Source organism: Limnobacter sp. CACIAM 66H1 (assembly GCF_001601825.1).
Classification (GTDB): domain Bacteria; phylum Pseudomonadota; class Gammaproteobacteria; order Burkholderiales; family Burkholderiaceae_B; genus Limnobacter.
In genome coordinates this window covers 15,423-38,014 of the sequence record NZ_LUJK01000013.1, presented here as the reverse complement: position 1 = coordinate 38,014, position 22,592 = coordinate 15,423, and the positions used below count along the sequence as shown (strand labels likewise).

At 51.1% G+C, this 22,592-nt stretch carries 19 protein-coding genes; 14 read left to right on the top strand and 5 right to left on the bottom strand.

Annotation, left to right across the window (positions count from 1 at the left end; all coding sequences use genetic code 11):
* The first annotated feature begins 70 nt into the window (after window positions 1–70).
* The 4 genes from metE (at window position 71) to A0129_RS05750 (ending at window position 6,406) form a co-directional block, all read left to right on the top strand.
* Window positions 71–2,419 carry a 5-methyltetrahydropteroyltriglutamate--homocysteine S-methyltransferase gene (gene metE, locus A0129_RS05765; RefSeq protein ID WP_291713231.1) on the top strand — a complete coding sequence of 783 codons (2,349 nt, stop codon included), beginning with the start codon at window positions 71–73 and terminating at the stop codon, window positions 2,417–2,419.
* A gap of 80 nt (window positions 2,420–2,499) precedes the next feature.
* A complete protein-coding gene (locus A0129_RS05760) occupies window positions 2,500–3,693 on the top strand; it encodes an acetyl-CoA C-acetyltransferase (protein ID WP_291713229.1) in 1,194 nt (397 codons plus the stop codon).
* 18 nt (window positions 3,694–3,711) lie between these two features.
* Window positions 3,712–5,475, top strand: coding sequence for a monovalent cation:proton antiporter-2 (CPA2) family protein (locus A0129_RS05755; RefSeq protein ID WP_291713228.1), 1,764 nt, complete (start codon window positions 3,712–3,714; stop codon window positions 5,473–5,475).
* A gap of 1 nt (window position 5,476) precedes the next feature.
* A complete protein-coding gene (locus A0129_RS05750; protein WP_291713226.1) occupies window positions 5,477–6,406 on the top strand; it encodes a mechanosensitive ion channel domain-containing protein in 930 nt (309 codons plus the stop codon).
* On the opposite strand, the gene A0129_RS05745 is transcribed toward A0129_RS05750, so the two are convergent.
* Window positions 6,373–9,264 (bottom strand): EAL domain-containing protein, encoded by a 2,892-nt coding sequence (locus A0129_RS05745; RefSeq protein ID WP_291713225.1) that lies wholly within the window; start codon window positions 9,262–9,264, stop codon window positions 6,373–6,375. The two genes, A0129_RS05750 and A0129_RS05745, sit on opposite strands and share 34 nt — an antisense overlap.
* 5 nt (window positions 9,265–9,269) lie before the next feature.
* Window positions 9,270–9,983 (bottom strand): hypothetical protein, encoded by a 714-nt coding sequence (locus tag A0129_RS05740; RefSeq protein WP_291713220.1) that lies wholly within the window; start codon window positions 9,981–9,983, stop codon window positions 9,270–9,272.
* A gap of 192 nt (window positions 9,984–10,175) precedes the next feature.
* Here A0129_RS05740 and A0129_RS05735 point away from each other — a divergent pair, with 192 nt between their 5' ends.
* Entirely contained in the window at window positions 10,176–11,399 is a 1,224-nt protein-coding gene (locus A0129_RS05735; protein WP_291713218.1) for a trans-acting enoyl reductase family protein, read from the top strand.
* 4 nt (window positions 11,400–11,403) lie between these two features.
* Here the strand turns inward: A0129_RS05735 and A0129_RS05730 are convergent, their stop codons facing one another.
* Window positions 11,404–12,453: an META domain-containing protein gene (locus A0129_RS05730; protein WP_291713216.1), complete on the bottom strand. Its 1,050-nt coding sequence runs from the start codon at window positions 12,451–12,453 to the stop codon at window positions 11,404–11,406.
* A 284-nt stretch (window positions 12,454–12,737) separates the two neighbouring features.
* On the opposite strand from A0129_RS05730, the gene A0129_RS05725 reads away from it, so the two are divergent.
* The 3 genes from A0129_RS05725 (at window position 12,738) to A0129_RS05715 (ending at window position 14,174) form a co-directional block, all read left to right on the top strand.
* Window positions 12,738–13,553 (top strand): hypothetical protein, encoded by an 816-nt coding sequence (locus A0129_RS05725; RefSeq protein ID WP_291713215.1) that lies wholly within the window; start codon window positions 12,738–12,740, stop codon window positions 13,551–13,553.
* 94 nt (window positions 13,554–13,647) lie between these two features.
* Window positions 13,648–13,908, top strand: coding sequence for a hypothetical protein (locus tag A0129_RS05720; protein ID WP_291713213.1), 261 nt, complete (start codon window positions 13,648–13,650; stop codon window positions 13,906–13,908).
* Between the two features lie 20 nt (window positions 13,909–13,928).
* On the top strand, window positions 13,929–14,174 hold the full coding sequence (locus tag A0129_RS05715) for a hypothetical protein (protein ID WP_291713211.1): 246 nt from the start codon (window positions 13,929–13,931) through the stop codon (window positions 14,172–14,174).
* Window positions 14,175–14,185: 11 nt separating this feature from the next.
* Here the strand turns inward: A0129_RS05715 and A0129_RS05710 are convergent, their stop codons facing one another.
* Entirely contained in the window at window positions 14,186–14,848 is a 663-nt protein-coding gene (locus A0129_RS05710; protein WP_291713209.1) for a hypothetical protein, read from the bottom strand.
* A 376-nt stretch (window positions 14,849–15,224) separates the two neighbouring features.
* On the opposite strand from A0129_RS05710, the gene A0129_RS05705 reads away from it, so the two are divergent.
* Together A0129_RS05705 and A0129_RS05700 are read left to right on the top strand one after the other, a co-directional pair.
* Entirely contained in the window at window positions 15,225–16,649 is a 1,425-nt protein-coding gene (locus A0129_RS05705) for a NarK family nitrate/nitrite MFS transporter (RefSeq protein WP_291713208.1), read from the top strand.
* 25 nt (window positions 16,650–16,674) lie between these two features.
* Complete coding sequence (locus A0129_RS05700) at window positions 16,675–18,393, top strand: bifunctional protein-serine/threonine kinase/phosphatase (RefSeq protein WP_291713206.1); 1,719 nt, start codon at window positions 16,675–16,677, stop codon at window positions 18,391–18,393.
* On the opposite strand, the gene A0129_RS05695 is transcribed toward A0129_RS05700, so the two are convergent.
* On the bottom strand, window positions 18,390–19,370 hold the full coding sequence (locus A0129_RS05695) for a hypothetical protein (RefSeq protein ID WP_291713204.1): 981 nt from the start codon (window positions 19,368–19,370) through the stop codon (window positions 18,390–18,392). The two genes, A0129_RS05700 and A0129_RS05695, sit on opposite strands and share 4 nt — an antisense overlap.
* Window positions 19,371–19,536: 166 nt before the next feature.
* Between A0129_RS05695 and A0129_RS05690 the strand changes: the two genes are divergently transcribed.
* From A0129_RS05690 to A0129_RS05675, 4 genes are all read left to right on the top strand, one after another.
* On the top strand, window positions 19,537–20,550 hold the full coding sequence (locus tag A0129_RS05690) for an alpha/beta hydrolase (RefSeq protein WP_291713202.1): 1,014 nt from the start codon (window positions 19,537–19,539) through the stop codon (window positions 20,548–20,550).
* Between the two features lie 75 nt (window positions 20,551–20,625).
* Window positions 20,626–21,036 carry a hypothetical protein gene (locus A0129_RS05685; RefSeq protein WP_291713201.1) on the top strand — a complete coding sequence of 137 codons (411 nt, stop codon included), beginning with the start codon at window positions 20,626–20,628 and terminating at the stop codon, window positions 21,034–21,036.
* Entirely contained in the window at window positions 21,033–21,602 is a 570-nt protein-coding gene (locus tag A0129_RS05680) for an AAA family ATPase (RefSeq protein ID WP_291713199.1), read from the top strand. Before A0129_RS05685 ends, A0129_RS05680 begins: the two co-directional genes overlap by 4 nt.
* Window positions 21,603–21,663: 61 nt before the next feature.
* Window positions 21,664–22,551 (top strand): DUF6279 family lipoprotein, encoded by an 888-nt coding sequence (locus A0129_RS05675; protein ID WP_291713197.1) that lies wholly within the window; start codon window positions 21,664–21,666, stop codon window positions 22,549–22,551.
* The last annotated feature ends 41 nt before the right edge of the window (window positions 22,552–22,592 follow it).

Here is a 22,592-nt window from a genome sequence, read left to right as displayed (position 1 = left end):
ATTATTCGTTTGAATAATACTCTGTTTATGTCGATCATGATGTTTTAATTGCCACACAAGAAGAAACACCATGATTAAAACGCACACCCTGGGTTTTCCCAGAATCGGTGAGAACCGTGAATTGAAATTTGCGCTAGAAAGCCACTGGCGCGGCGAAACCACTGAGGAAGAACTGCGCGCCACCGCGCATGAACTACGCCTGAAGCACTGGCAGGCTCAAATTGATTCCGGACTTGATTTCATTACTGTGGGCGACTTTGCCTTCTATGATCAAATGGCCGACCACATTCAATTGCTGGGTTGCGAGCCAGCACGTTTCGAGTTCAAAGCAGAACAATCCAAGCTGCAACGCTACTTCACCATGGTTCGTGGAAAGTCAACCGAGAACCACAGCTGTACGCATGTTCACGAAACCTGGGCTCTGGAAATGACCAAGTGGTTCGACACCAACTACCACTACATGGTGCCGGAATTCACATCAAACACAGTATTTAAGGCGCATACAGCAAGCCTTGTAGAGCAAATTGAACAGGCCAAAACCTTGAACCATCCGATCAAAGTCAGTTTGATTGGTCCGCTCACATTCTTGTTTCTAGGCAAAAGCAAGCAGGCAGGTTTTGAGCCGTTTGATTTGCTCGAACAACTGCTGCCCGTGTACGGCCAAATTCTGGCCGAGCTTAAAGCAAACGGCATTGAATGGGTGCAACTGGATGAACCTGTTCTGGGCCTGGACCTGCCCGGCAATTATCTGGCTGCATACGAACGCAGCTACTTGCAACTGAAAAGCAGCGGCGTAAAAATTTTGTTGGCTACTTATTTTTCAACCACGCAAGGGCATACCAGCCCAGTGTGCAAATTGCCGGTAGACGGTCTGCACATTGACTGCGTACGCGCTGAAGAGGACTTGCCTTTGGTATTGGACTGGCTGCCCAACTACAAAGTGTTGTCGCTCGGCTTGATCGATGGTCGCAACATCTGGAAAACTGACCTTCAGGCCGCGCTTCACCAAATCGCCAAATCTTTTGATGCCGGCAAAGGTGAAGTATGGCTTGCACCGAGTTGCTCGCTGTTGCATGTGCCTTACCGTTTCAACAACGACACCACCATCAACCCGCTTGTAAAACCTTGGCTGGCGGGTGCCATCGAGAAACTCGAAGAACTGGAGTTGCTTAAGCAAGCCGCTAAAACGCAACTGCAAGGAAAAACACTGACGGGTGCTTTGGCATCGCTTTGGAACGAACATCAAGCCACTGTCAAACAACGCACTCAAAGCCCTCTGCTGAACAACCCGGAAGTGAGGGCCCGCCTGGCTGCATTGGCTCCGACTGCCGACCAGCGTGGCAGCGAGTTTGCAATTCGCCAGCAGTTGCAACGCAAGCGTTTTGGACTGCCAGCCTACCCTACTACCACCATTGGCTCGTTTCCACAAACCAAAAACATTCGCAACTTGCGTGCGCGGTTCAAGAAAAACGAAATTGACGAAACCACTTACTGGCAACACATCAGTCAGGAAATTCGCCAAGCCATTGAATTCCAGGAACGGATCGGCCTGGATGTGCTGGTACACGGCGAGGCAGAACGCAATGACATGGTTGAGTATTTTGGCGAGCAACTGGAAGGTTTTACTTTCTCAGCCAACGGTTGGGTACAAAGCTATGGTTCACGTTGCGTAAAGCCACCAATTCTGTTTGGTGACGTATCTCGCCCCAAAGCAATGACAGTGGATGTAGCCCGCTTTGCCCAAAGTCTGAGTGAAAAACCTGTAAAAGGCATGCTCACAGGCCCCGTCACCATTTTGCAGTGGAGCTTCGTGCGCAACGACCAGCCCCGCGCGACGACAGCACTACAAATTGCGTTGGCTATTCGCGATGAGGTTGCCGACCTGGAAACTGCTGGAATTGGCATGATTCAAATTGATGAACCCGCCTACCGGGAAGGATTGCCACTGCGCAAGGCACGCTGGGAGGATTACTTGAACTGGGCAAGCAGGGCTTTCCGAATTTCAGCAAGCCCGGTGCGGGACGACACGCAAATTCACACCCACATGTGCTACTCGGAGTTCAACGATATTTTGCCCGCCATTGCGGCCATGGATGCCGATGTGATTACCATTGAAACCAGCCGTTCCGACATGGAATTGCTGCGCGGATTTGGCGAATTTCATTACCCCAATGAAATTGGCCCGGGTGTCTACGACATTCACTCGCCCCGCGTACCGGGCCAGGATGAAATTGTTCGCCTGATCCGCAAAGCCGCGCAGGTTATTCCACCCGAAAATCTGTGGGTGAACCCCGATTGCGGCCTGAAAACCCGTGGCTGGGAAGAAACCGAGGCGGCTTTGGCTGTGATGGTGAAGGCGACACAGGTATTGCGGGACGAACTGCAAGCTAAAAACCGGTCTGAAAAAACTGCTGCATAATTGCTGCACAGGGGGTTAAAAACCCCGTGGGCACGGGAAAATAGGACCAATAACACCTGTTTTCCCGGAGACCCCAAACCATGAAGCACGACCCCATCGTGATTGTATCTGCCGCCCGCACCCCCATGGGCGGTTTTCAGGGCAGCATGTCTGGTTTTACAGCCAGCGAACTGGGCGCACACGCCATTCAACAAGCCGTGCTGCGTGCAGGTCATCCCACGCTGTCTGAAAAAGTGGATGAAGTGATCATGGGATGCGTACTACCTGCTGGCCAGGGGCAAGCGCCAGCACGTCAGGCCGCGCTTACTGCAGGTTTGCCATTGAGCAGCGCCTGCACCACCATCAACAAAATGTGTGGCTCGGGCATGAAGGCCATTATGATGGCGCATGACAGCCTGCTTGCCGGTAGTGCCGAAGTGGCAGTGGCTGGCGGCATGGAAAGCATGAGCAATGCACCCTACCTGCTGCCCAAGGCGCGCGGCGGTATGCGCATGGGCCATGGGCAAGTGATGGACCACATGTTTCTTGATGGCCTGGAGGACGCCTACGACAAAGGCAGACTGATGGGCACTTTTGCCGAAGAATGTGCCGACCAGTATCGCTTTACACGCCAGGCGCAAGACGAGTTCGCGATTCGTTCACTGACCAGGGCCAAACAAGCCACGGAAGACGGGAGTTTTCAGTGGGAAATTGCTCCGATCGAAGTGCTCAGCCGCAAAGGCACGGAAGTCGTCAGCACCGATGAACAGCCCCTGAAAGCAGACCCGGCCAAGATCCCCACGTTGAAACCTGCCTTTCGACGTGATGGCGGCACAGTCACTGCTGCCAACAGTTCATCCATTTCCGATGGCGCGGCCGCAGTGGTGATGATGAAACAAAGCCACGCAGAAAAGCTGGGAATCAAGCCCTTGGCGCGCATACTGGGGCACAGCACCCATGCACAAAAGCCAAGTTTGTTTACCACCGCGCCGGTTGGTGCGTTACAAGGGCTGTTTGAAAAAATCGGCCTGAACGCCGCACAGGTTGATTTGTTTGAAATCAACGAAGCATTTGCTGTGGTGACCATGGCTGCAATGGCTGACTTGAACCTGCCTGCAGACAAAGTGAATATTCACGGCGGCGCGTGTGCTTTGGGTCACCCCATTGGTGCCAGCGGAGCCCGAATTGTATGTACCTTGATCGGTGCATTGAAAAAGACAAACGGAAAAATCGGCGTGGCCAGTTTGTGCATTGGCGGTGGCGAAGCCACGGCACTGGCGATCGAACTGATCTAAAAAGATCGAGAGACAAAAATGATGGAAAGTGTTGTTTACTTTTTGCTGGCTGCCGCCCTGGCGGTGCCCCTGTTCAAGAAATTGGGTTTGGGCGCAATTTTGGGTTATCTGGCTGCCGGCGTGGTCATTGGCCCCCAAGTGCTAGGGCTGATCGATGACCCGGAAAAGGCGCTGCACTTCTCTGAAATTGGCGTCATCTTGCTGCTGTTTGTCATTGGGCTGGAACTGGAACCCGCCAAGCTTTGGGCCATGCGTGCCCAGGTGCTGCTGTTAGGCTCGGGTCAATTGCTGATTACAGCAGGCATGATCTACGGTGTGTTGGCTTTTCTGTTCGAAATGAATGGCAATGCTGCGCTGGTGATCGCTCTGGCACTGGGCCTCTCCTCCACCGCATTCGCCATTCAGTTGATGGCTGACAAAGGCATCTTGGGCAATGAGGATGGCCGGCGTGGTTTTTCAATGCTGCTGTTTCAGGACCTGGCAGTGGTGCCCATCCTGTTTGCTGTACAAGCCCTGGCGCCCATCGAGCCCGATACCGACCCTGGTCAATGGTGGCTTGCACCTGCAGCCATCCTTGGTTTGATTGTATTCGCTCGCTATCTCATCAACCCGGCGCTGCAATTTTTGTCCCGCTACGGCGGACGTGAAATCATGACGGTGGTGGCCTTGTTGATTGTCTTGGGCGCTGCGGTGGTCATGGAACATGCCAACCTGTCCATGGGTCTGGGTGCCTTTATGGCTGGCATGATGCTGGCCAACTCTTCCTTTCGTCATCAACTCGAGGCCGACGTAGAGCCCTTCAAGGGCTTAAGCCTGGGTCTGTTTTTTATCTCGATTGGCATGACCTTGAATTTCGGCTTGCTGATTGAATCGCCCCTGACTGTGATGTTTGGCACCCTGGGACTGATGGCATTGAAAGCAGGAGTCATCATTGGGCTGGTTATGCTGGCAGGCGTTCCCTTCCCTCGTGGCCTGATGCTGGGCTTGATGCTGTGCCAGGGTGGTGAATTCGGTTTCGTGATTATGGCCCAAGCCATGGACTTGCGCTTGCTGGGCGAAGGTACAGCAGGTATGGTCAATTTGATGATTGGCATCTCAATGGCACTGACTGTACCCGCAGTGTTGTGGTTTGAGAAATTCACCGACAAACAGATCGCCAAAGCCCCGGAAAACATCGAGAAGTTTGACAGCAGCGAATCGGAAGCATTGATTCTCGGTTTCGGACGTTTTGGCCAGGTGACTGGTCGTATTCTGGCAGCCAACCAAATTCACTTCACCGCACTGGACAAAAACGCCGAACACATTGAGTTCGTAAAAAAATTCGGCAATCAAGTCTATTACGGTGACGCGTCTCGGGCTGAAGTACTGGAAGCGGCAGGGATTTCCAAGGTACGTACCGCCATTGTTGCGATCGACGACCCAAAAATGACTCAAGCGATCGTCGAGTTTATTGTTCATCACTACCCGAAAATCACCATCATCGCCCGCTCCCACAACCGCAATGACTATCTTGCCTCGAAAGCGGCGGGTGCACATTCGGTGGTTCGTGAATTATTCGCAGGCGCACTGGAAGCAGCCACCGAGGCACTTCATGCCCTGGGTTACAGCGACGGCCAAGCGATGCAAAAAGCCGAAACATTCAAACAACACGATGAAAGCCTGCTCAACAAGCAGGCCAAGGTACTGGGCGACAGCGAGAAAGTCATTGAGATTGGTCGACAGGGACGCGAGGAACTCGAAGCCATCTTCCAGCAAGATCAACGAGCAGCAACTAGAAGCTAACATGGAAATTATTCAATTTTTCAGAGACCTCGAACCGTCGGTGGAACAGGTTTTCAATTTTCTTGAAGGCCGCCTGGGCAAGCTGATATTGTCCATCGCCATTTTGATGTTGGCTACCACCATCAACCGCTTGATGCACTGGCGACTCCTACGAGAGACAAAAGCCACACCACCCCAAACCGGCAATGTACGGGCTACATGGGTTCGGCGTAAAAACATTGTTTGGGTCACAGCGCTATTGTTGGTGCTGGCTTTATGGTCGGGACAAATCACAGGTTTTCTGATTTCTTTGGCTGCAATCGGTGGCGCATTGTTGATTGTCAGCAAAGAGTTCATTCTCTGCCTCTGGGGTGCTTTGGTGATTTCATTGAACAAAAGCCTGCGGATCGGTAGCACCATTGAAGTGGGTCAATTCACCGGGCAGCTGGTCAACACCGGTTTTGTCACATTCGAACTGGCTGAAATTGGACCGTCGAAAAAACAGACTGGTCGTCTGCTTTCTCTACCCAACAGTTTGGTATTCACGCAGGCCATGAAAAACCTGTCGGTGTACGGCTCATATGGCATACACCTGATTGACTTTAACTTCGACAAATCGGTGAAAATTCAGGCCGCTGAATCGCTTGCGCTGAAACTGGCCAACGAGGCAGGCAAACACTGGATCGATGAGGCCGAGCGCCATTTCTCTGCTGTAGAACGCGACAATTTCGTGGACTTGCCCAAGGCAAGGCCTGAAGTCTTCTGGGCGAGCGTAGACGAAAAATGTTTGCGCATGACCTTGCGCTTTGCCTGTCCATTGAACAAACGCGGGCAGCTTGAAAAATCTATCGTGAAACGATTCTGGGTTGAATACTCGGAAATGGCACCTCCCATACCTGCACAGAGTCAGCAGAATACTCAGCAGTCTTCAATGGCCAATACCACGTCTTGAATTAATGTGGCCCGCTTTTTGTCATCAATCAAATCAAGCGGGTCGGTCAAATTCAGAAAACGTGAACACTCCACTGCAGGCGATACCAGGTAACCCTGTACATAATCCACACCAAGTTCTTTCACTTCTCGCAAGGTGTGTAGATCCTCTACCCACTCGGCTACACACTTGCAACCCAGGTCATGGGCCAAGCCCACAATGGCGGTAATCACAGCATGGCTTTCGGTGCTGTGGCAAATATTCTTCACGATAGACCCGTCAATCTTGATCACGTCTGCATGCAGGTCCATCGCGTACCTGAAATTGCTGTACCCCGCACCAAAGTCATCCAGCGCGATACGCACGCCCATACCTCTGACTTGCTCAATGAAGCTCTGCACGGCCTGTAGATTGATCACCGAACCTACCTCGGTAATCTCCAGACACAGTTTGGACGCATGCTGTTGATGCGCCTGAATCAACGCCAATGTATCCTGAAGAAATGTTTCATCATTCAAGGAACCCGGCGATACATTAATGCTCAGGACGCTCAACTTGTTCAATTGCTTTGCATGTTGAGCGAGAAAATCAAGTGATCGGCTTAACACCCAATTGTCCAAAAATGCCGTGTACCCTCCTCGCTCGCAGGCCTCAATCAAGAATCCTGCCGATGCAAGCTTCCCATTGTCATCCTTGATCCTTAACAAGGCCTCAGCGTAGAGAGAACCATTGGACTCGTTGATGGCCAGTATGGGTTGCCACGCCAAAGTCAAGCCAGCGGGCAATTGTTGATCATCCAGTCGGCGTATGGTTCTGGATTGGTCCAGCAACCTACGGGTCTGATTCTGCTCAAAAACAATCCTCTCCACCTTGCTGTTGCGTTTCGCTTTCAGCTTCGACTCCCGCATGGACATCTCAACGGTCTCCATCACATCGAGCACATTGTCCACCAGACCCTGAAATACCACCGTGGCGAGCACGGCCGTTTGAATGCTGCGGCCATCCAGTTGAAAAGGCACCGAATCAAGCCGATGTAAAAATGCATTGAAGGCCTGTTCCGCTTGCTCAAGGTCGCTCTGGTGAATCATGATTGAGAACTGATCAACATGCAGCCGTGCTATATCGCCGTGGGCATTCATGTGCCGATATAACTCTGTATAAAACGCCTGCAACAACTGATCCGAAACTGCAAGACCATAGGCGCTGATCAAACGTGAAAACTGCTGAATATCGACACAAAAGAAAGTGAAACTGGCGGTGCGTCTGCTCAGCTTGTTGTGGATCGTGTTTTGCAAACCCCGGCGGTTTAATGCACCAGTCAATTCATCGTGTGTGGCCTGGTACTGCAAAGCCAGTTCGCGGTCTTTTCTGGCTGTGAAATCGCACACGACCCCCACAAGTTCCTGGTGATCGCGACTCACCACCAATTCATACCAACGAGTTTGTCCTTCGCTACCCAACACAGGCATTTCCCGCCTGGATGATTTCCCTGGATGTTCTAGCAAGTTAAACAGGGCAGCAAGTCGCTGCGGCTGCAGAAAGTCGAGTGTAGGCCTTCCGTCACGGTTCAGAAAAAGGTCGGTAAACTGTTTGTTGAAGTGAATCAGTTGACCGTGACGCGTGCAAGTGAACATCGCCGAGGGTGCAATATCGAAAACACTCTCAAGGCGCTCGTGGGCCTGCTTGACTGCCTGCGCTGCCAACTGTTGCTGCCGTTGTGTTTTCCTTAAAAACTCAGCCAAAGCCACAGCAGTCATCACACTGGCCAGTACCGTGACTGAAGCACTGTTGAAATACTGTAACAAGAAGCGTTGATCAAACCAGGCCGACAATACTTCTGCCACAGCACCAGTGAGTGATATCAGCATGGCAGCGAGATAATAAATCGCTACTCGGTCACGTTTTTCGAGAAAATTTTGAATCACGACCCACGCTACAGCCGAGGCCGCCACCAAACTGATGGGCCAGAACAGTTCGAGAAAAGTCCGGTAAGGGGAAAAAAGCGCCAACACCGTCAAAAGAGCACTGGCGCATTGCAAGGCTCTCAGAACTCCCAACCAAGAATCGCGTCGAATGTTCTCAAACAGATGCCACACAATGAGCACCGTCGAAGTAAAGTACATGGCCAAGGCCAACATTCGAGCCCGCATGAGCGGCTCAGATTCAAGGTCAAAACCAAAGATTGAATGGTCCCAACCTTCGGACAAAGCCACCAATCGAAGACTGGCAAACAGCCAGAATCCATAAATGACAAACAGGGCGCTGCGGGTCATGAATGCAGCGACTGCTACCATGCCAATCATCAGATAAAGCACACCCTCCAGAAAACTTTGCCGACGTTCAGAAATGACAGTCGCTGCATTGAAGTTTCCGGCAGTCTGTAAACCAATTTCGAGACTTGCTGGCCCAATGAACTTGAACTGACAAAGCACACCTTGCAAGCCAGTGCTATTTACAAGATGCGCTGATACCGCCCGCCCCTGATTGGCCTCCAGTTGAATTTCCTGCAAGCTGCCGCTTTGCATGGCCAACCAACACGAAGACTGCACAAGATGCCGCGACCTGAAGAAGATTTTCTCGTGCTGTTGTGCCATGGTTTGCGACACACTTGCGTAAACCCAAAAAGGTGTCTCGTTCAGATGAGTTCGCAATACAGGCAGCTCGGGTTGATTTTTGAGTTGTTCAATCACACTGAACAAACTGCCGTGTACCTCATTGTCCGAGAGACTTGAGAATGCCAGCGGCACCTCGTCGGGGCTGTTCTCCTCCAGAACCGATAAATTCACAAAAGACACAATCAGAAAAAAACTCAACAAAACCACCGAGAGGAATGGCACCCAGGATATTCTCTGAAAAGAGTCGGCGACAGCTACAGGCATGACAATCATCCAATGGACCGCACTTGTTGTTGGGTTTCCAGTTGCAAGGTACGCATCTGAATGTTTTGCAGCAAATCAGGATGCGAACTTGCGAAATAAACTGAATGGAGCGGATTTGCACTGAGCAACCAACGTGCTTCAATGTGAAATACATCAAACCAGAGAATTCGATGGGGAATCATGCCGATGTGTTTCATCTCTACAAACTCATTGGGCTGTAGCACATCATCAAGTTCGAATCGTCGGTATTGCCTGTCCACCGGATAACGCACACACAGAAAACAGCGGTCCACCAGCTTGGCCCTGATGTACCAATACGCTGCCTTGATCAGCATCAACCTCAACGTCAAACCATTGGACCGAGCAGGGATGGCCAGCCTTGACACCTCGGCAACTCGACCGGTACTCAGGGCCTTGGGCAATACATACGACTCCTCGAGACGAAGCTGCTGCTGATTGGCAATCTGTACACGCACCGTACCGATACAACTTCCATCCAGCTTTGAGAACGCCAGCAGTACCGCGGAGTCAGGATGAGCATCATCAGCATCGGGTTTGGCCAGCATTTCACCGAGCGACGGAAGATGCCTTCCGTAGGCAAGTTGCCGGGCTTTGGCAGCCAACTCCAGCTCATGCTCGGTTTTCGCAATCGCGATCCAGAACGGTAACAACTGCGAGGTGGAATCGAACAGAAAGTTGACTTCTGAAACACTGGACATGGGATTCTCCGGAGAATGGATTCACATTAAATATTCCACATCCAATTTGCGTCCCCCCGTTCGGGTTAAAGCTCCGGTCACCCCCTATCACCCTGAGGGCCTAGAAATAATCGGTATTCCGAATATCAATACAAGGTTTATTGAGTGTGAGAGAATCTGGCAAAACACAATAAATTCAGGAGATAAAGCAGAATGAAAAAGAAAGAGTTTGACTTGATCGTCTTTGGTGCGACCAGTTTTGTAGGTCAGATCCTGGTGCAGTATTTGTGGAGGCGACATGGCATGAACGGCGAAATCAACTGGGCCATTGCCGGACGGGATGCTGACAAGCTCGCGGTGCTGAAAAACAGACTGGGTGAACAGGCTCGAGAATTGCCAACGATTTTGGCCAATGCCAGCCAAGAAACCGACCTGCAAAACCTGTGTTCAAAAACCAAGGTGGTGGTTTCAACAGTTGGGCCGTATGCCTTGTACGGATCTGGCCTTGTCAAAGTTTGCGCTGAAACCGGCACGGATTACTGTGATCTCACCGGTGAAGTGCAATGGATTGCGCGAATGATTGAAGCCCATGAAGAGACTGCAAAGCAAAGTGGTGCTCGTATCGTGCATTGCTGCGGTTTCGATTCCATTCCCTCTGATCTGGGAGTGCTGTTTCTACAAAAGGCCGCCAGTGTTCAATATGGCGAACCTTGCCAACAAATCCGGATGCGGGTTAGAAAACTGAAAGGAGAATTTTCAGGCGGTACCGTGGCCAGCATGATCAACGTAACGCGCGAAGTTGCTGCAGACCGGTCACTGGCCAAAAAGTTGGCTAACCCATATTTGATTTCACCTGCCCGCCTGGCTGCACGTCAACCCAATGTCAGCTTCGCAGAATTTGATCCAGTGGCCAAGAGCTGGCTGGCTCCCTTTGTCATGGCAGGTATCAACACCCGTGTGGTTCATCGCAGCAACGCTCTGCAAAATTACGGATACGGTAAAGAATTCAAATACGACGAAGCCATGATGACAGGCAACGGGCTCAAAGGCCGAATCACTGCGATGGGACTGGCCAGCGGCATGGCTGGTTTCTTGATTGGTGCTGCACTTCCACCAACCCGTTGGGCACTCGAAAAATTCGTGGTGCCCAAACCTGGTGAAGGACCGAGCGAGACTTCGCAGCAGCGAGGCTCTTATGACCTGCGCTTTTATGGCACCACCAGCAAAGGCAATACCTTGACCGCCAAAGTCACAGGTGACATGGACCCTGGTTATGGTTCAACCGGTAAAATGCTGGGTGAGGCAGCGGTGTGCCTGGCGCTGGACATTCAAAAGCACGCAGGCGGATTCTGGACCCCTGCCTCGTTGATGGGAGAGCAATTGATGAGCCGCTTGCAGCAACACGCTGGGCTCACCTTCGAACTGTTACAAGATTGAACCACTAAGCCACTTCAAACCTGGCCAGCAAACGTCCAAGCTGGTCATACAGCTCCATACGCTGGCCCAGAATATTCCAGCTTCTAACCTGGGCCAGTGTGCTGATTAGTTCACCATCAACATTACCCTCGTTCAAACAGGCCATGCGTGTGGCAGCGACTAGGTTCAATTGAACGAAACGGCCGTCGAGAGTATACGTACCCAACAACTGGTTACACCCACCCGAGCCACTCAAACGACTATTTTCGGAATGAAGCATCAAACCCGGTGCTCTCCCAGATTCGGGTAATACCACTGGCTTGCCATTGAGTTGAACCAGCGTCCAGAACTGGTCTTTCAAATTTGCGGAATGCAAACGTGTAGCGCAATTCCCAAGCGCAATATGTTCATAACGCAGCGGAAGCAAACTAGGTACCAATCGACCACCCTCCATGGAGGGTGCAAGCTTCAAGTGACCATACACTGTGGCCAGCAGAGCCTGCCCAGGCTCATTTCGACGTTCCAGATATTCGCGTTCCAACTTGATATTGTCACCCTGTGCCAACACTGGAAAACTCAAACCAGAGACGCATTCTGAAAAAAGACCAGCATCCGCGAGGTACACATACTGTCCGCGAAGCGGAAACAACTTCAGGTCAAGTGAGTCAGCCGTCTGGGTACGATTCAGATGGTAATTCAGGTTTGACAAAATGGTGCGCGCTTCCAGATCCAGCATTTCAATAGAATCCGTTGAATTCACCCGGAAATAACGCAGATTTGAGTTTTGCCCCTGCATCACCACGATATTGCCGTAATGCGACATCACCCAACGTCCCAAGTCGCTGGCTTGATTGGGAGGAACTTGCCCCGCGTAGCGCTGGCGGGAAAAGAAAGTACCATCGGACTGCAAGGTAATACTTGTTTCAATTCCCTCACAACTGGCGCAAGGCAAAGTACCTGAAAAAGTGGCAGGCAACTGGGGCAAGGGTACTGGTACCGCAGTCGTTGCATTCGCTGCACCAGGCTGCCAAATCACAAGGGCCATCAAGGTACCCGCAAAGAGTTTCTCGAACATGGGAATTGCTCCAGCGAAGTTGTCCATCCGTGATTATTACATCCAAACATTTGCACTCAAAGTACAAGCTTCATCTCATGGGGGTTTGTTACATGCAATCTGGAACACGTTTTGGCTGGTCACTCTTTGTTTTTTTGCCGTTTGTGTTTGCATGTACGGGTGAGGAACCTACGGCTTTTCCCACCACGCGAACGAATCCGTCAACATTCGAACAGAGGAGTCCCTGCTTTAACAACTCTTGCGCGAGCCTGCAGGAATTGCTGACTATCCCCGATGCAGAAAACATGATTTTCTCGGCTGAAGGCAGGTTGTTTGTGTCAGGCGGGCAATCCGTGATTGAGGTGCTAAAAAATAACGATGACTTCGCGGCTCGAACACTGTCCAGCGGTGTGTGTAACTTCACTGGTTTGGCGATTGCAAGAAACACCCTCTATGCCAATTGTGGTGACGGTACCCTGTGGGCAGGGGCAATGAACAAATCGCCCATGACCATTTCTCCAGTATTTAACTATGAGGGCATGGCACTGCCCAATGGATTAACCAGCAGCGCAGACGGTCAAACATTGTATGCAGTGGATGGACCTGTCGCTACGAACTCCCTGCCCTCGCCCAAAATTGTGAAGCTGAAGATTGCTGCCAATAACCCGCTTCAAGTTGAGAATCAAACAACATGGTTAGACTTGGCGGGTCGCTTTCCAAACGGAATTCAACGTCGGGGAAATCTGCTTTATTTCACGGATTCTGAAATACCAAACCTGGGTCGTTTGAATGTGGTGCCCATCCAAAATGATGGATCGGCAGGTATGCCTTTGGTGCTGGCCACGCTGGAAAACCTGCCTGACGACTTTTCAATTCTTCCCGATGGTTTTGCCGTCACCTACTTTTTTACAGGGCAAGTAATCAAGCTGAATTTTCAAGGTGAGCAAGTAGACGGCTTTAACCCACTGACTTTTTCGACAGGCACCTCACAGGTTATGCAGGGTCGTCCACCACTATTTTCCACCACTGACCTGCTGGTAACTGAAAAAGGAATTCTGGGCGAGCAAAGTAGCCCCATAGGCAATAAATTGACTGTAGTGCGGAAGACAAATAACAACTAGAGACCTCTCACGTGCAGAACTGCAAAAAAACACTTGTATTGATAATTATTATCATTTACGATGAATTCTCATTTGAACGAATTGGGAGTTCTTCATGCAGCAGGAAAACTGTACAGCTCAACTGGGTCAATGGCTGGCAGGCAGCGAAAACGGCTCAGTCTATTATTGTCAGGAAACCGAGGTGGTCTCTCTGTGCCTTCATTACATGACCATGCGCTTTGAAGCTACTGCATTCCGGGATTTACTCGGAATGATGGGCTTTGCGCAAGCAGAAATTCAACGGATCAAACAAGCTTTGGAGCACCCCACCCCGCAAAGCCGGAACAGGCGACATGCAGGTGGCGCACTTCACTGATTCATGCAGGAAATAGCCCCATGAAAGCCAGTGTATGTATGAACAAATCGATGGATACCTTGCTGATTGAAAACGACGCCTTGTGCAGACAACTGGCCAAACTGCAGGAACGCGCCAGTGAATTGATTCAGAAACGATCAGCGGAGGTGGAGCAATTGACCACGGTGGTGGAGTACCTCAGTGCGGAACTCCACGACCGTGAGGCGATGATTTTATTTTTACGCGCAAAACTCCAGGAGTTCAGGAAAATCGCTGAACTCCAGTAAGCAGCACCTGATTAATTGGTTTGCAGGTAACCAAAATCAAATTTGTGCGTGTCGTCATCCACTCGCACAGTCACGGTAATGTCTTGCGCACTGCTGGCAGATAACTTTTTAGCCACGATAATTTCACCCTGTGTTTGTTCACCGGGTCGCACCACTTTCGGTTTCAAACTGTACTTCTGAATTCGGTCGAAGTCCGCAAACGCTTGTTGTACATCAAGCCTGTCATTGAAATCGGTTTGAAACAGAAAACCGCTGCCATGAAAACCTCTGTAAAACGGTGGGTGATAAAACGGGCTGTAAAAAATCGGGGCCCTGAAACCGTAGAAAGAAAGCCGGTTTTGTACGTCCTGAATCTGTGCCTCATAGCTGACCACTGTGGCCGGCTCGCCATTCAAAGTAACCGTAATGTTCTCTGTTGAAAACTCGACAGGAAACTTGCCTTGGTTCACAAAGGTGACGTTGAAGCGCGGATTGTCGAACTGGCGCATTGAGTTGTAGACCGAGCCCACCTGCACCATGTGTTTCTTGCTGGAGCTCAGAGATTCAAACCCCTGGTTTTGAACAGGTACCTGATTCTCTGCAATCACTGGTCGAACGCTGTACATGGAAGCACATGCACTCAAAAGCAAAGAAGCCCCAAGAACCACACCTGTTGACAAGCTGAACATACGCATTTGAATCACCCTTTTGCTACTGGAGTTACCGCACAAACTACCGCCGTGTAAGGCCTGCTTATTTTATCCATATTGCATAGACCGTGATCGACATTCTTGGTTCACGTTTTGCGGGCTGGCACAGTTTCTGCATTGCAGCATTCATACATGCTGTTTTCGAGTCCAAAGCCGGAAATCGAGACTGCGTGGGAGGGTCAATCGCACCTTATGAGTGCGCAAGGCTTTCATTTGCAGCAAAAACGGGCAAAGGCGCTCACCATTTGAATGAATCTACTGATTTTTTCAAACGGTGGGCGCTTTTTATTTTGATTTCAAAAAAGAGCCATTCGTCATGAACGACCATGCCAAGCTAAATCTGTTTTCTTTTGCAGGAAAAATGAAAATCCTCCATATGAGCTGGATTGCATTTTTTATTACCTTCTTTGTTTGGTTCAACCATGCACCCATGCTTGGCGCCATTGCTGAATCGCTGAACCTTAGCAAGGAACAGGTCAAAACCCTGCTGATTCTGAATGTGGCGCTGACCATTCCAGCCCGAATCCTGATCGGCATGTTGACCGACAAGTTTGGTCCCAGAATTGTTTATGCAGCCTTGCTGTTTGTTTCTGCGATTCCCTGTTTCATGTTCGCTTTTTCAACCGACTTCGCACAGGCCGCCATTTCCAGATTTCTGCTGGGCTTCATCGGTGCGGGGTTTGTCATCGGTATTCGCATGGTCAGTGAATGGTTTCCAGCTCACCAATTGGGCACTGCCGAGGGCATTTACGGTGGTTGGGGCAACTTCGGCTCAGCCGGAGCAGCCATGGTGCTTCCCACTCTTGCCTTGGTATTTGGCGGGCCAGATGGCTGGCGCTACGCAATTGCGATGACCGGTGCAATCTGTCTGGTATTCAGTGCAGTGTGGTATTTCAATGTCAGCGACACCCCAAAGGGCTCTACCTACTTCAAACCCAAGAAAAGCGGTGGCATGGAAGTCACCAGCGTCAGCGATTTCTACTTCATGCTGCTGATGAAACTGCCCATGTACGCCGCATTGGCGTTGTTGACCTGGAAATTGTCGCCCGAGGGGGTCAGCATGCTGAGCAGTTCAGCGGCCAATATCCTCTACGGCATTTTGGTATTGATACTGGTTTACGACTGCTACAGCGCCTACAAGGTGAACAGCGATATTTTCAAAACCCCTGTACCTGAATTGCACCGCTACAAATTCAAACAAGTGGCTGTGTTGAACGTACTTTATTTCGCCACATTTGGTTCTGAATTGGCTGTAGTTTCGATGTTGCCATTGTTCTACTCGGAAACCTTTTCACTCAGCCCCGTGTACGCAGGTCTTGTCGCCTCCATGTACGCTTTCATGAACCTGATGTCGCGCCCCGGTGGCGGCTGGATCAGCGACAAATTTGGTCGCAAGCGTACTTTGCTAATTTTGACTGCTGGGCTGGCTGTGGGCTATGCCCTGATGGGTTTGACTGAATCAAGCTGGCCATTGTGGTTGGCCGTGATCACCACCATGGCCTGTTCATTTTTTGTGCAGGCCGGTGAAGGCGCTGTATTTGCAGCGGTGCCATTGATCAAGCGCCGCTTGACTGGTCAAATTGCGGGCATGACAGGTGCGTACGGCAATGTAGGTGCTGTGGTTTACCTCACAGTGTTGTCGTTTGTCAGCTATCAGGCATTTTTCTTCGTGATTGCTTTAACAGCCGTGGTGGGCTTTATTACACTGTTGTTCATGGAAGAACCTCAAGGCCACATGGCCGAAGTGAAAGAAGATGGCACAGTTGAATTGATTCGGGTTGGATAAACAGACAACGACCAGCAAAGGCACCATGAGCAGCACTCTGCAAGTTCGGTTTGGTGGTTATTCCATCGCAGGCCAAAAACCTGTGAATCAGGATGCCTTTGCTGCATGGTGCGGGCAAGCCGAATCCAACTTGCTGAAAGGTGCAGCTGCCGCCATTGCCGATGGCGTGAGCAGTTGTGCTGACTCTCATGTGGCCAGCCAAACGGCGGTAACCAGTTTTCTCGATGACTATGCCGCCACGCCCTACACGTGGAGCGTTCACAAGTCAGCCCGACAAATCATTTCCGGTCTGAATGCGTGGATTTATCAACAGAATACCAACCGGGCCAGCCACAACGACAGCCTTTTGACCACTTTCAGCGTGGTGGTATTGAAATCCAATACCCTGCACTGTTTTCATGTCGGGGACTCCAGGGTGTATCACGTGCGTGGCGATGCGATTGAGCGCCTTACTCAGGACCACGTGCGAATTGAACGCGGACAGGAATATTTGTCGCGTGCGCTGGGTGCTGACCGTCACCTGGAGTTGGACTACAGCACATATGAATTGCGGGTAGGTGATTTGGTGTTGCTGAGCACCGATGGCGTTCATGGTGTTCTGAAACGTACCGAGATGCTCGCCCTGATTGCACAGCATGGCAGCACCAACTTGGAGCTGCTGGCCAAAAAAATGGTACAAGCCGCCTTGAATGCAGGTAGCGATGACAACCTGACCGTGTTGCTGATGGCGGTGGATGCCCTACCCCATGAAACGCTGGATGAAGTACACCGCAAACTGACGCAATTGCCCATACCGCCAGCGCTTCAGGTGGGCAACAAAATAGACGGTTATGAGGTACAGGAAATCATATTCAGCGGAACCCGCAGCCACATGTACCGTGTGCGCGACATGGAAACTGGCGAACAATTTACGTTGAAAACACCCTCGCTGAATTTCGCTGAGGACGCGATGTACCTAAGCGGTTTTGTTCGCGAAGAATGGGTGGGACAAAGCGTGCAACATGTGAATGTGATGCTAACCCATGTGCCCAAACGCCCCAAGCAGTTTTTGTATTATTTGGGCGAATACATTGAAGGCATTAACCTGCGGCAGTGGATGTATGAGAACCCCACCCCCAGTGTGGACACAGTGCGTCGCATCGTAAAACAAGTAGTTGCCGGGCTGCGAGCATTCCAGCGTGCCGACATGGTGCACCAGGACATCAAACCCGAGAACATCATGATTGACTCAACAGGTCAGGTGAAAATTCTCGACTTCGGCACAGTCCTGATTGCTGGCGCAGATGAACTGATTTCGCCCTTGGACAAATCGGCACCACAAGGGAGCGTCAATTATGTGGCCCCAGAGTACCTGATGGGTGAAGTGGGCACATTCAAATCAGATTTGTTTTCACTGGCCGTGGTGGTGTATGAAATGCTGACTGGTTCCCTGCCCTTTGCGGAAAAGTCGGTGAAGCAAGTCACGCTGAAAAGCTATAGCGACCTGCGTTACATTCCAGCCAACCACTCGCGCCGTGATTTACCCCTGTGGGTAGAGGCATGCCTGCGCAAAGCGCTTCAACCAAACCCACGATATCGCTATGATGCACTTAGTGAATTTTTGCAAGACCTCACCGTACCCAACACCAAACTGGAAGCCAGCGTGGCCAGGCAACCCCTGATCGAGAAAAACCCGGTGCTGCTGTGGCAGGCGCTGGCCCTGGTTCTGTTAGGATTGAACTTAATCCAGTTGCTGATCAATTAGCGCGCCAATACCTGCACAGGTTCAGGAGCCAAAGGCGCTGCCCGAGAGCTGCTGCTGGGTTGAACAGACATGCCGTGCAGGATGACCGAATCAACCTGGTTTTTGAATCGTGGCGTGGGCAAACGTGTGGGCTCATCATTTGCAAAACTCACCATTTGTACACCCAACACATCAGGTGCATTTTCCTGCAATTTGTTTTGCCACCAGCATTCAAACATGGCTTTGTCTTGCTCCAGTTGCACAATGCCGTAACCGTGTTCAACCCATTCCATGAACTGCACGTGCTTGTTGCCCAGCATGGTGGCGGCCTCGATCGCCCTGCTGGCTGCAACATGCACGGCAAATGGGCTCCCGGGTAAAGCATTGGCTACAAGTTCATCGGCCCCACCCCGCCCCATGGACGAAGGTGCAAATTCAACAGCGGCTGAAGCCGCGCGCAAATTCACACCGGGCAAATTGGCAGTGGCTGCCCGCTGAAAACCGGCTGCAAGATTTTCTGGTGTCGTGCCTTGGCGCAAGGTGGGCACAAGTGGTGCCACTTGATATTGATTCAGCAATCCCGTTTGATCATCTTCCACAACATCAGCAATCCAGTTACCGTGCATGTCGCCCGAGACAAACACAGTGCCATTTACGGAAGGCACATCGGCTTGCAAACCATACCCGGGTAAATAACTTTGCGTATCCAGCGCTCGAATGCTGGCCAGTGGGCCAAAGTTCAAACTGCGATACACCATCAAGGGGTCCACAGGCGCGGGGTATTCGGTGTCAGGGTAAAAAATGAATTCACCGCTGCCATCGGCTTTCACAGGGCGCGAAGGAGTCCATTCCCAAAAAGCGCGTGCAACCTGCCAGCCTTGCCCGGCCTGCCCAACTTGCCAGGCACTGGGGCCACCTATGAATTGCTGATACCGGAGGAATTCCGCACCGCAATAGATTCCACTGTGTCGCCCACCTGACACAATCTGAGGGAACACTCAAAAATATGGGGTTGGCTTGCAAGGACAGTGTAAGCCGAGCCCCGAATGATGCAAAAAATACCGATACAAAGATTATCCGGTTTTGTGTTGTAGAAATATCTTTGTAATTATTCGAAGTATGCTTTGCTAATCATGTATCAATACTAAAAATAGAAGGTCCATCTTGGCCAAACCTGTCCGCAAGTCCAAAGGCAAAGAAGTCACTCCAATTAGCGAAGGCGCAAAACTGGTCGATCAGTATTTCGACCATGTGGGTGAAGCATTCTTGCGTCATGCCCCTGAGATTAACCCCGAAAAACTGCGGGATTGGCGCCCCAAATTGTTTAGTTTCACCCGCTTAAACCCGTGGTACGGGGGCTTGGTTGGAGTGCACCGAAAGCGTATCGGCGTGGGCAAAGACAAATTGGTGTGGCTCGAAATCGGCAGTGAAAGTAGCCCTGCCCTGTTGTTGATGCATGGCTTCGCAGCCGCCAAAGAACACTGGCTGCCGCTGCTGCCTTTTTTTGCGGGTCAATTTCGTATTTTGATTCCGGACCTTCCAGGTTGGGGTGAAAGTGGCTTCAACCCGGATCGCCACTACGGCCTTGAGGATCAAACCGAACGCCTTCACGACTGGCTCACTGAAATTGGTGTTCACAAGGTGAACGTGGTGGGTAACTCCATGGGGGGTGCCTTGGCAGGCCTGTTGGCCGCCCGCTTTCCTGAAATGGTCACCAGCCTGGTATTGATGGATGCATTGGGCCTGCCCGGCACCGAGGAGACCGACTTCATTCGTGAGGTACTTCGCGGAAAAAACCGGCTGGTTCCACGTGCCCCCATGGATGTCATCAAATTGACTGACCTTGTATTTCACAACCGGGCCTTGGCAGCATCAGCGGCTTTTTTCTCAGCCACTGAACTCATCCATCGCCGCGATGTAAACGGCTTTCTCTTTCAGGAGATGCTCAGCCGCCGCCCCGACTACACCAAAGCCACTTTTGAAGATATTTCGGCGCCCACGCTGGTGATGTGGGGCAAGCAAGACGATGTGCTACACATTAGTTGCGCATACGAATTCGAACGCCTGATCAAGCGCGCAGAAATGTGCCTGTTTGACGGTGTCGGCCATCTTCCAATGATCGAAACCCCCTATCCCTGTGCCCAAGCGATCAAGGAGTTTGTCTTCAGAAACCTGTAAGCTCCAGCCAATTGTCTAAATTGTAGCAGAATGCTACAATTTGACTTATTTAATGCGCTGATCAGGAAGTACATCATGGCCAAAGCCTCTTCACCCATTCGGATCCAGTCTGATTTGATGAGCGATGCTGCGGTATTAGGCAAGCTCCATCACCGCAGCGCGGCCGAGCAAATCGAATATTGGGCCAGCATCGGACAAAAAGTGGAGAGTTTGCTAGACCCGGAGACGTTGCTGCAAATTAAAGCAGGACTGTTGCGCGTCAAACTGGAACAGGTCAATGCGCCACCAGTCAGCGCCGACTGGGTATTTGGTAATTTGGACATGAAGCGCACCACCGGTGAGTTGATAAACGAAGTGAGCCACAACAAGGTTCGCTATCAAGCCAGTGTTACCCACCCCGGCCTGCTCGAGCAAATTGGCCCCAAGGGCACAATCAAGACCGGTCAATTTGAAAATGGTCAGTTCAAGCCTGTCAAGCTGGCATGAAGCAACTGTGGCTACTGGTGGGCGGCAATGGCGCTGGAAAATCGACTTTTTACCGCACCCAGTTAAAGCCTTTGGGTATGCCGTTTGTCAATGCAGACGACATTGCCCGTGATGTATTTCCCCATGCACCCGAGCAACACAGTTACGAAGCTGCAAAAATTGCCGAAAACCTGCGCAATAATTTGCTTGAACAAGGCAAGAATTTTTGCTTTGAAACCGTGTTTTCCCATTCCTCCAAAATTGACTTTGTGGCTAAAGCCAAAGCACTCGACTATCAAGTCGTGATGGTCTTTATCCACCTAGAACATCACGGGCTGAACAAAGCCCGCGTACATCAACGCATTGAAACAGGAGGGCATGCCGTGCCTGACGAAAAAATTGAATCTCGAATTCCGAGAACAATTGACAATGTATTGGCGGCCCTGGCCCTGTGCGACGATGTGTGGGTGCTCGACAATTCAAGCGCACAGCAACCCTATCAAAAAGTTCTTCGGATTCAAGGTGGTACCTTTCAACAATTTGTTCATCCCCTGCCAAACTGGGCTTTGGACTTCAAGACACAGTGAACGAATGAACCAGACTAGGGTCACACACACTGTGGCAATTTCCCAGATAGCGTAATTTGCGATGAAAGCGGTGATTCGAACCCGAACCTATTTGCTCATGGCGTGTTTAACCCTGTTGGGCGCATGCAGCGCCATTAAACTGGGATACAACAACTCGGCCAGCTTTGCCCACACTTACCTCACCAGCAAAGTCGACTTCGATTCCGAGCAGTCGGCTTTGTTAAAAACCAGTCTGAACAAAATCGTAGCGTGGCATCGAAGCGCCGAACTTCCAGTACTCGCCAATGAACTGCAAAATGCCCGGCAAGCTCTGGCGGCGCGCAATGGCGTAATCAGGCCAGTGAATGCAGACGAGGTACAACAACTGAACATGGCGATTAGAGCCTCGCTCAAGCGCACCGCCGAGGAAGCAGCTCCTTTAATTGCAAAAAACATGTTGGGCCTGTGGCCCAACCAGGTGTCCGACATTCAAAAAGCGCTGGAGAAATCCAACACCGAATATCGTGAAGAACGCTTGATGCAAAACACCGATGAACGAGTGCGCGAATCCGCCGAACGCATGAAGGAACGTTTCGAGCGTTGGTTAGGCTCATTGAACCCGGTACAAGTGAAGCAAATCGAAGCATGGGCACAAAGCGAAATTCACTGGTCCCAATCGCGATATGACAAACGGCTTGAGCGGCAGCAGCAATTCATGACCCTGGTGAACAAAGCAGCGAACCGACAAATTGATCAGGTCACGTTAAGCCGGGAAATTGCGCGCCTGCTCAATGCCTGGCAAACCCCAGCCACTGTGGTTGAGCGGCAGCAAAGCGAACAGCGGCAAAAGGCGACCATAGCATTGATTGTTGATGTTCTTAATTCAGCCACCGCAGAACAACGCAACAACGCCGCTGATCGTGCAGCGGGTTGGGCGAAGGATTTTCAAATTTTGGCCAGCAACAATTAACCCCCCCTCTTGAATCCATCAGTACTTTACTGAAGTAAAAG

What these genes read in the sequence shown, in the direction of transcription:
- metE (WP_291713231.1), top strand. Translation starts at nt 71, where the DNA reads ATGATTAAAACGCACACCCTGGGTTTTCCCAGAATCGGTGAGAACCGT.
- A0129_RS05760 (WP_291713229.1), top strand. Translation starts at nt 2,500, where the DNA reads ATGAAGCACGACCCCATCGTGATTGTATCTGCCGCCCGCACCCCCATG.
- A0129_RS05755 (WP_291713228.1), top strand. Translation starts at nt 3,712, where the DNA reads ATGATGGAAAGTGTTGTTTACTTTTTGCTGGCTGCCGCCCTGGCGGTG.
- A0129_RS05750 (WP_291713226.1), top strand. Translation starts at nt 5,477, where the DNA reads ATGGAAATTATTCAATTTTTCAGAGACCTCGAACCGTCGGTGGAACAG.
- A0129_RS05745 (WP_291713225.1), bottom strand. Translation starts at nt 9,264, where the DNA reads ATGCCTGTAGCTGTCGCCGACTCTTTTCAGAGAATATCCTGGGTGCCA.
- A0129_RS05740 (WP_291713220.1), bottom strand. Translation starts at nt 9,983, where the DNA reads ATGTCCAGTGTTTCAGAAGTCAACTTTCTGTTCGATTCCACCTCGCAG.
- A0129_RS05735 (WP_291713218.1), top strand. Translation starts at nt 10,176, where the DNA reads ATGAAAAAGAAAGAGTTTGACTTGATCGTCTTTGGTGCGACCAGTTTT.
- A0129_RS05730 (WP_291713216.1), bottom strand. Translation starts at nt 12,453, where the DNA reads ATGTTCGAGAAACTCTTTGCGGGTACCTTGATGGCCCTTGTGATTTGG.
- A0129_RS05725 (WP_291713215.1), top strand. Translation starts at nt 12,738, where the DNA reads ATGATTTTCTCGGCTGAAGGCAGGTTGTTTGTGTCAGGCGGGCAATCC.
- A0129_RS05720 (WP_291713213.1), top strand. Translation starts at nt 13,648, where the DNA reads ATGCAGCAGGAAAACTGTACAGCTCAACTGGGTCAATGGCTGGCAGGC.
- A0129_RS05715 (WP_291713211.1), top strand. Translation starts at nt 13,929, where the DNA reads ATGAAAGCCAGTGTATGTATGAACAAATCGATGGATACCTTGCTGATT.
- A0129_RS05710 (WP_291713209.1), bottom strand. Translation starts at nt 14,848, where the DNA reads ATGCGTATGTTCAGCTTGTCAACAGGTGTGGTTCTTGGGGCTTCTTTG.
- A0129_RS05705 (WP_291713208.1), top strand. Translation starts at nt 15,225, where the DNA reads ATGAAAATCCTCCATATGAGCTGGATTGCATTTTTTATTACCTTCTTT.
- A0129_RS05700 (WP_291713206.1), top strand. Translation starts at nt 16,675, where the DNA reads ATGAGCAGCACTCTGCAAGTTCGGTTTGGTGGTTATTCCATCGCAGGC.
- A0129_RS05685 (WP_291713201.1), top strand. Translation starts at nt 20,626, where the DNA reads ATGGCCAAAGCCTCTTCACCCATTCGGATCCAGTCTGATTTGATGAGC.
- A0129_RS05680 (WP_291713199.1), top strand. Translation starts at nt 21,033, where the DNA reads ATGAAGCAACTGTGGCTACTGGTGGGCGGCAATGGCGCTGGAAAATCG.
- A0129_RS05675 (WP_291713197.1), top strand. Translation starts at nt 21,664, where the DNA reads ATGAAAGCGGTGATTCGAACCCGAACCTATTTGCTCATGGCGTGTTTA.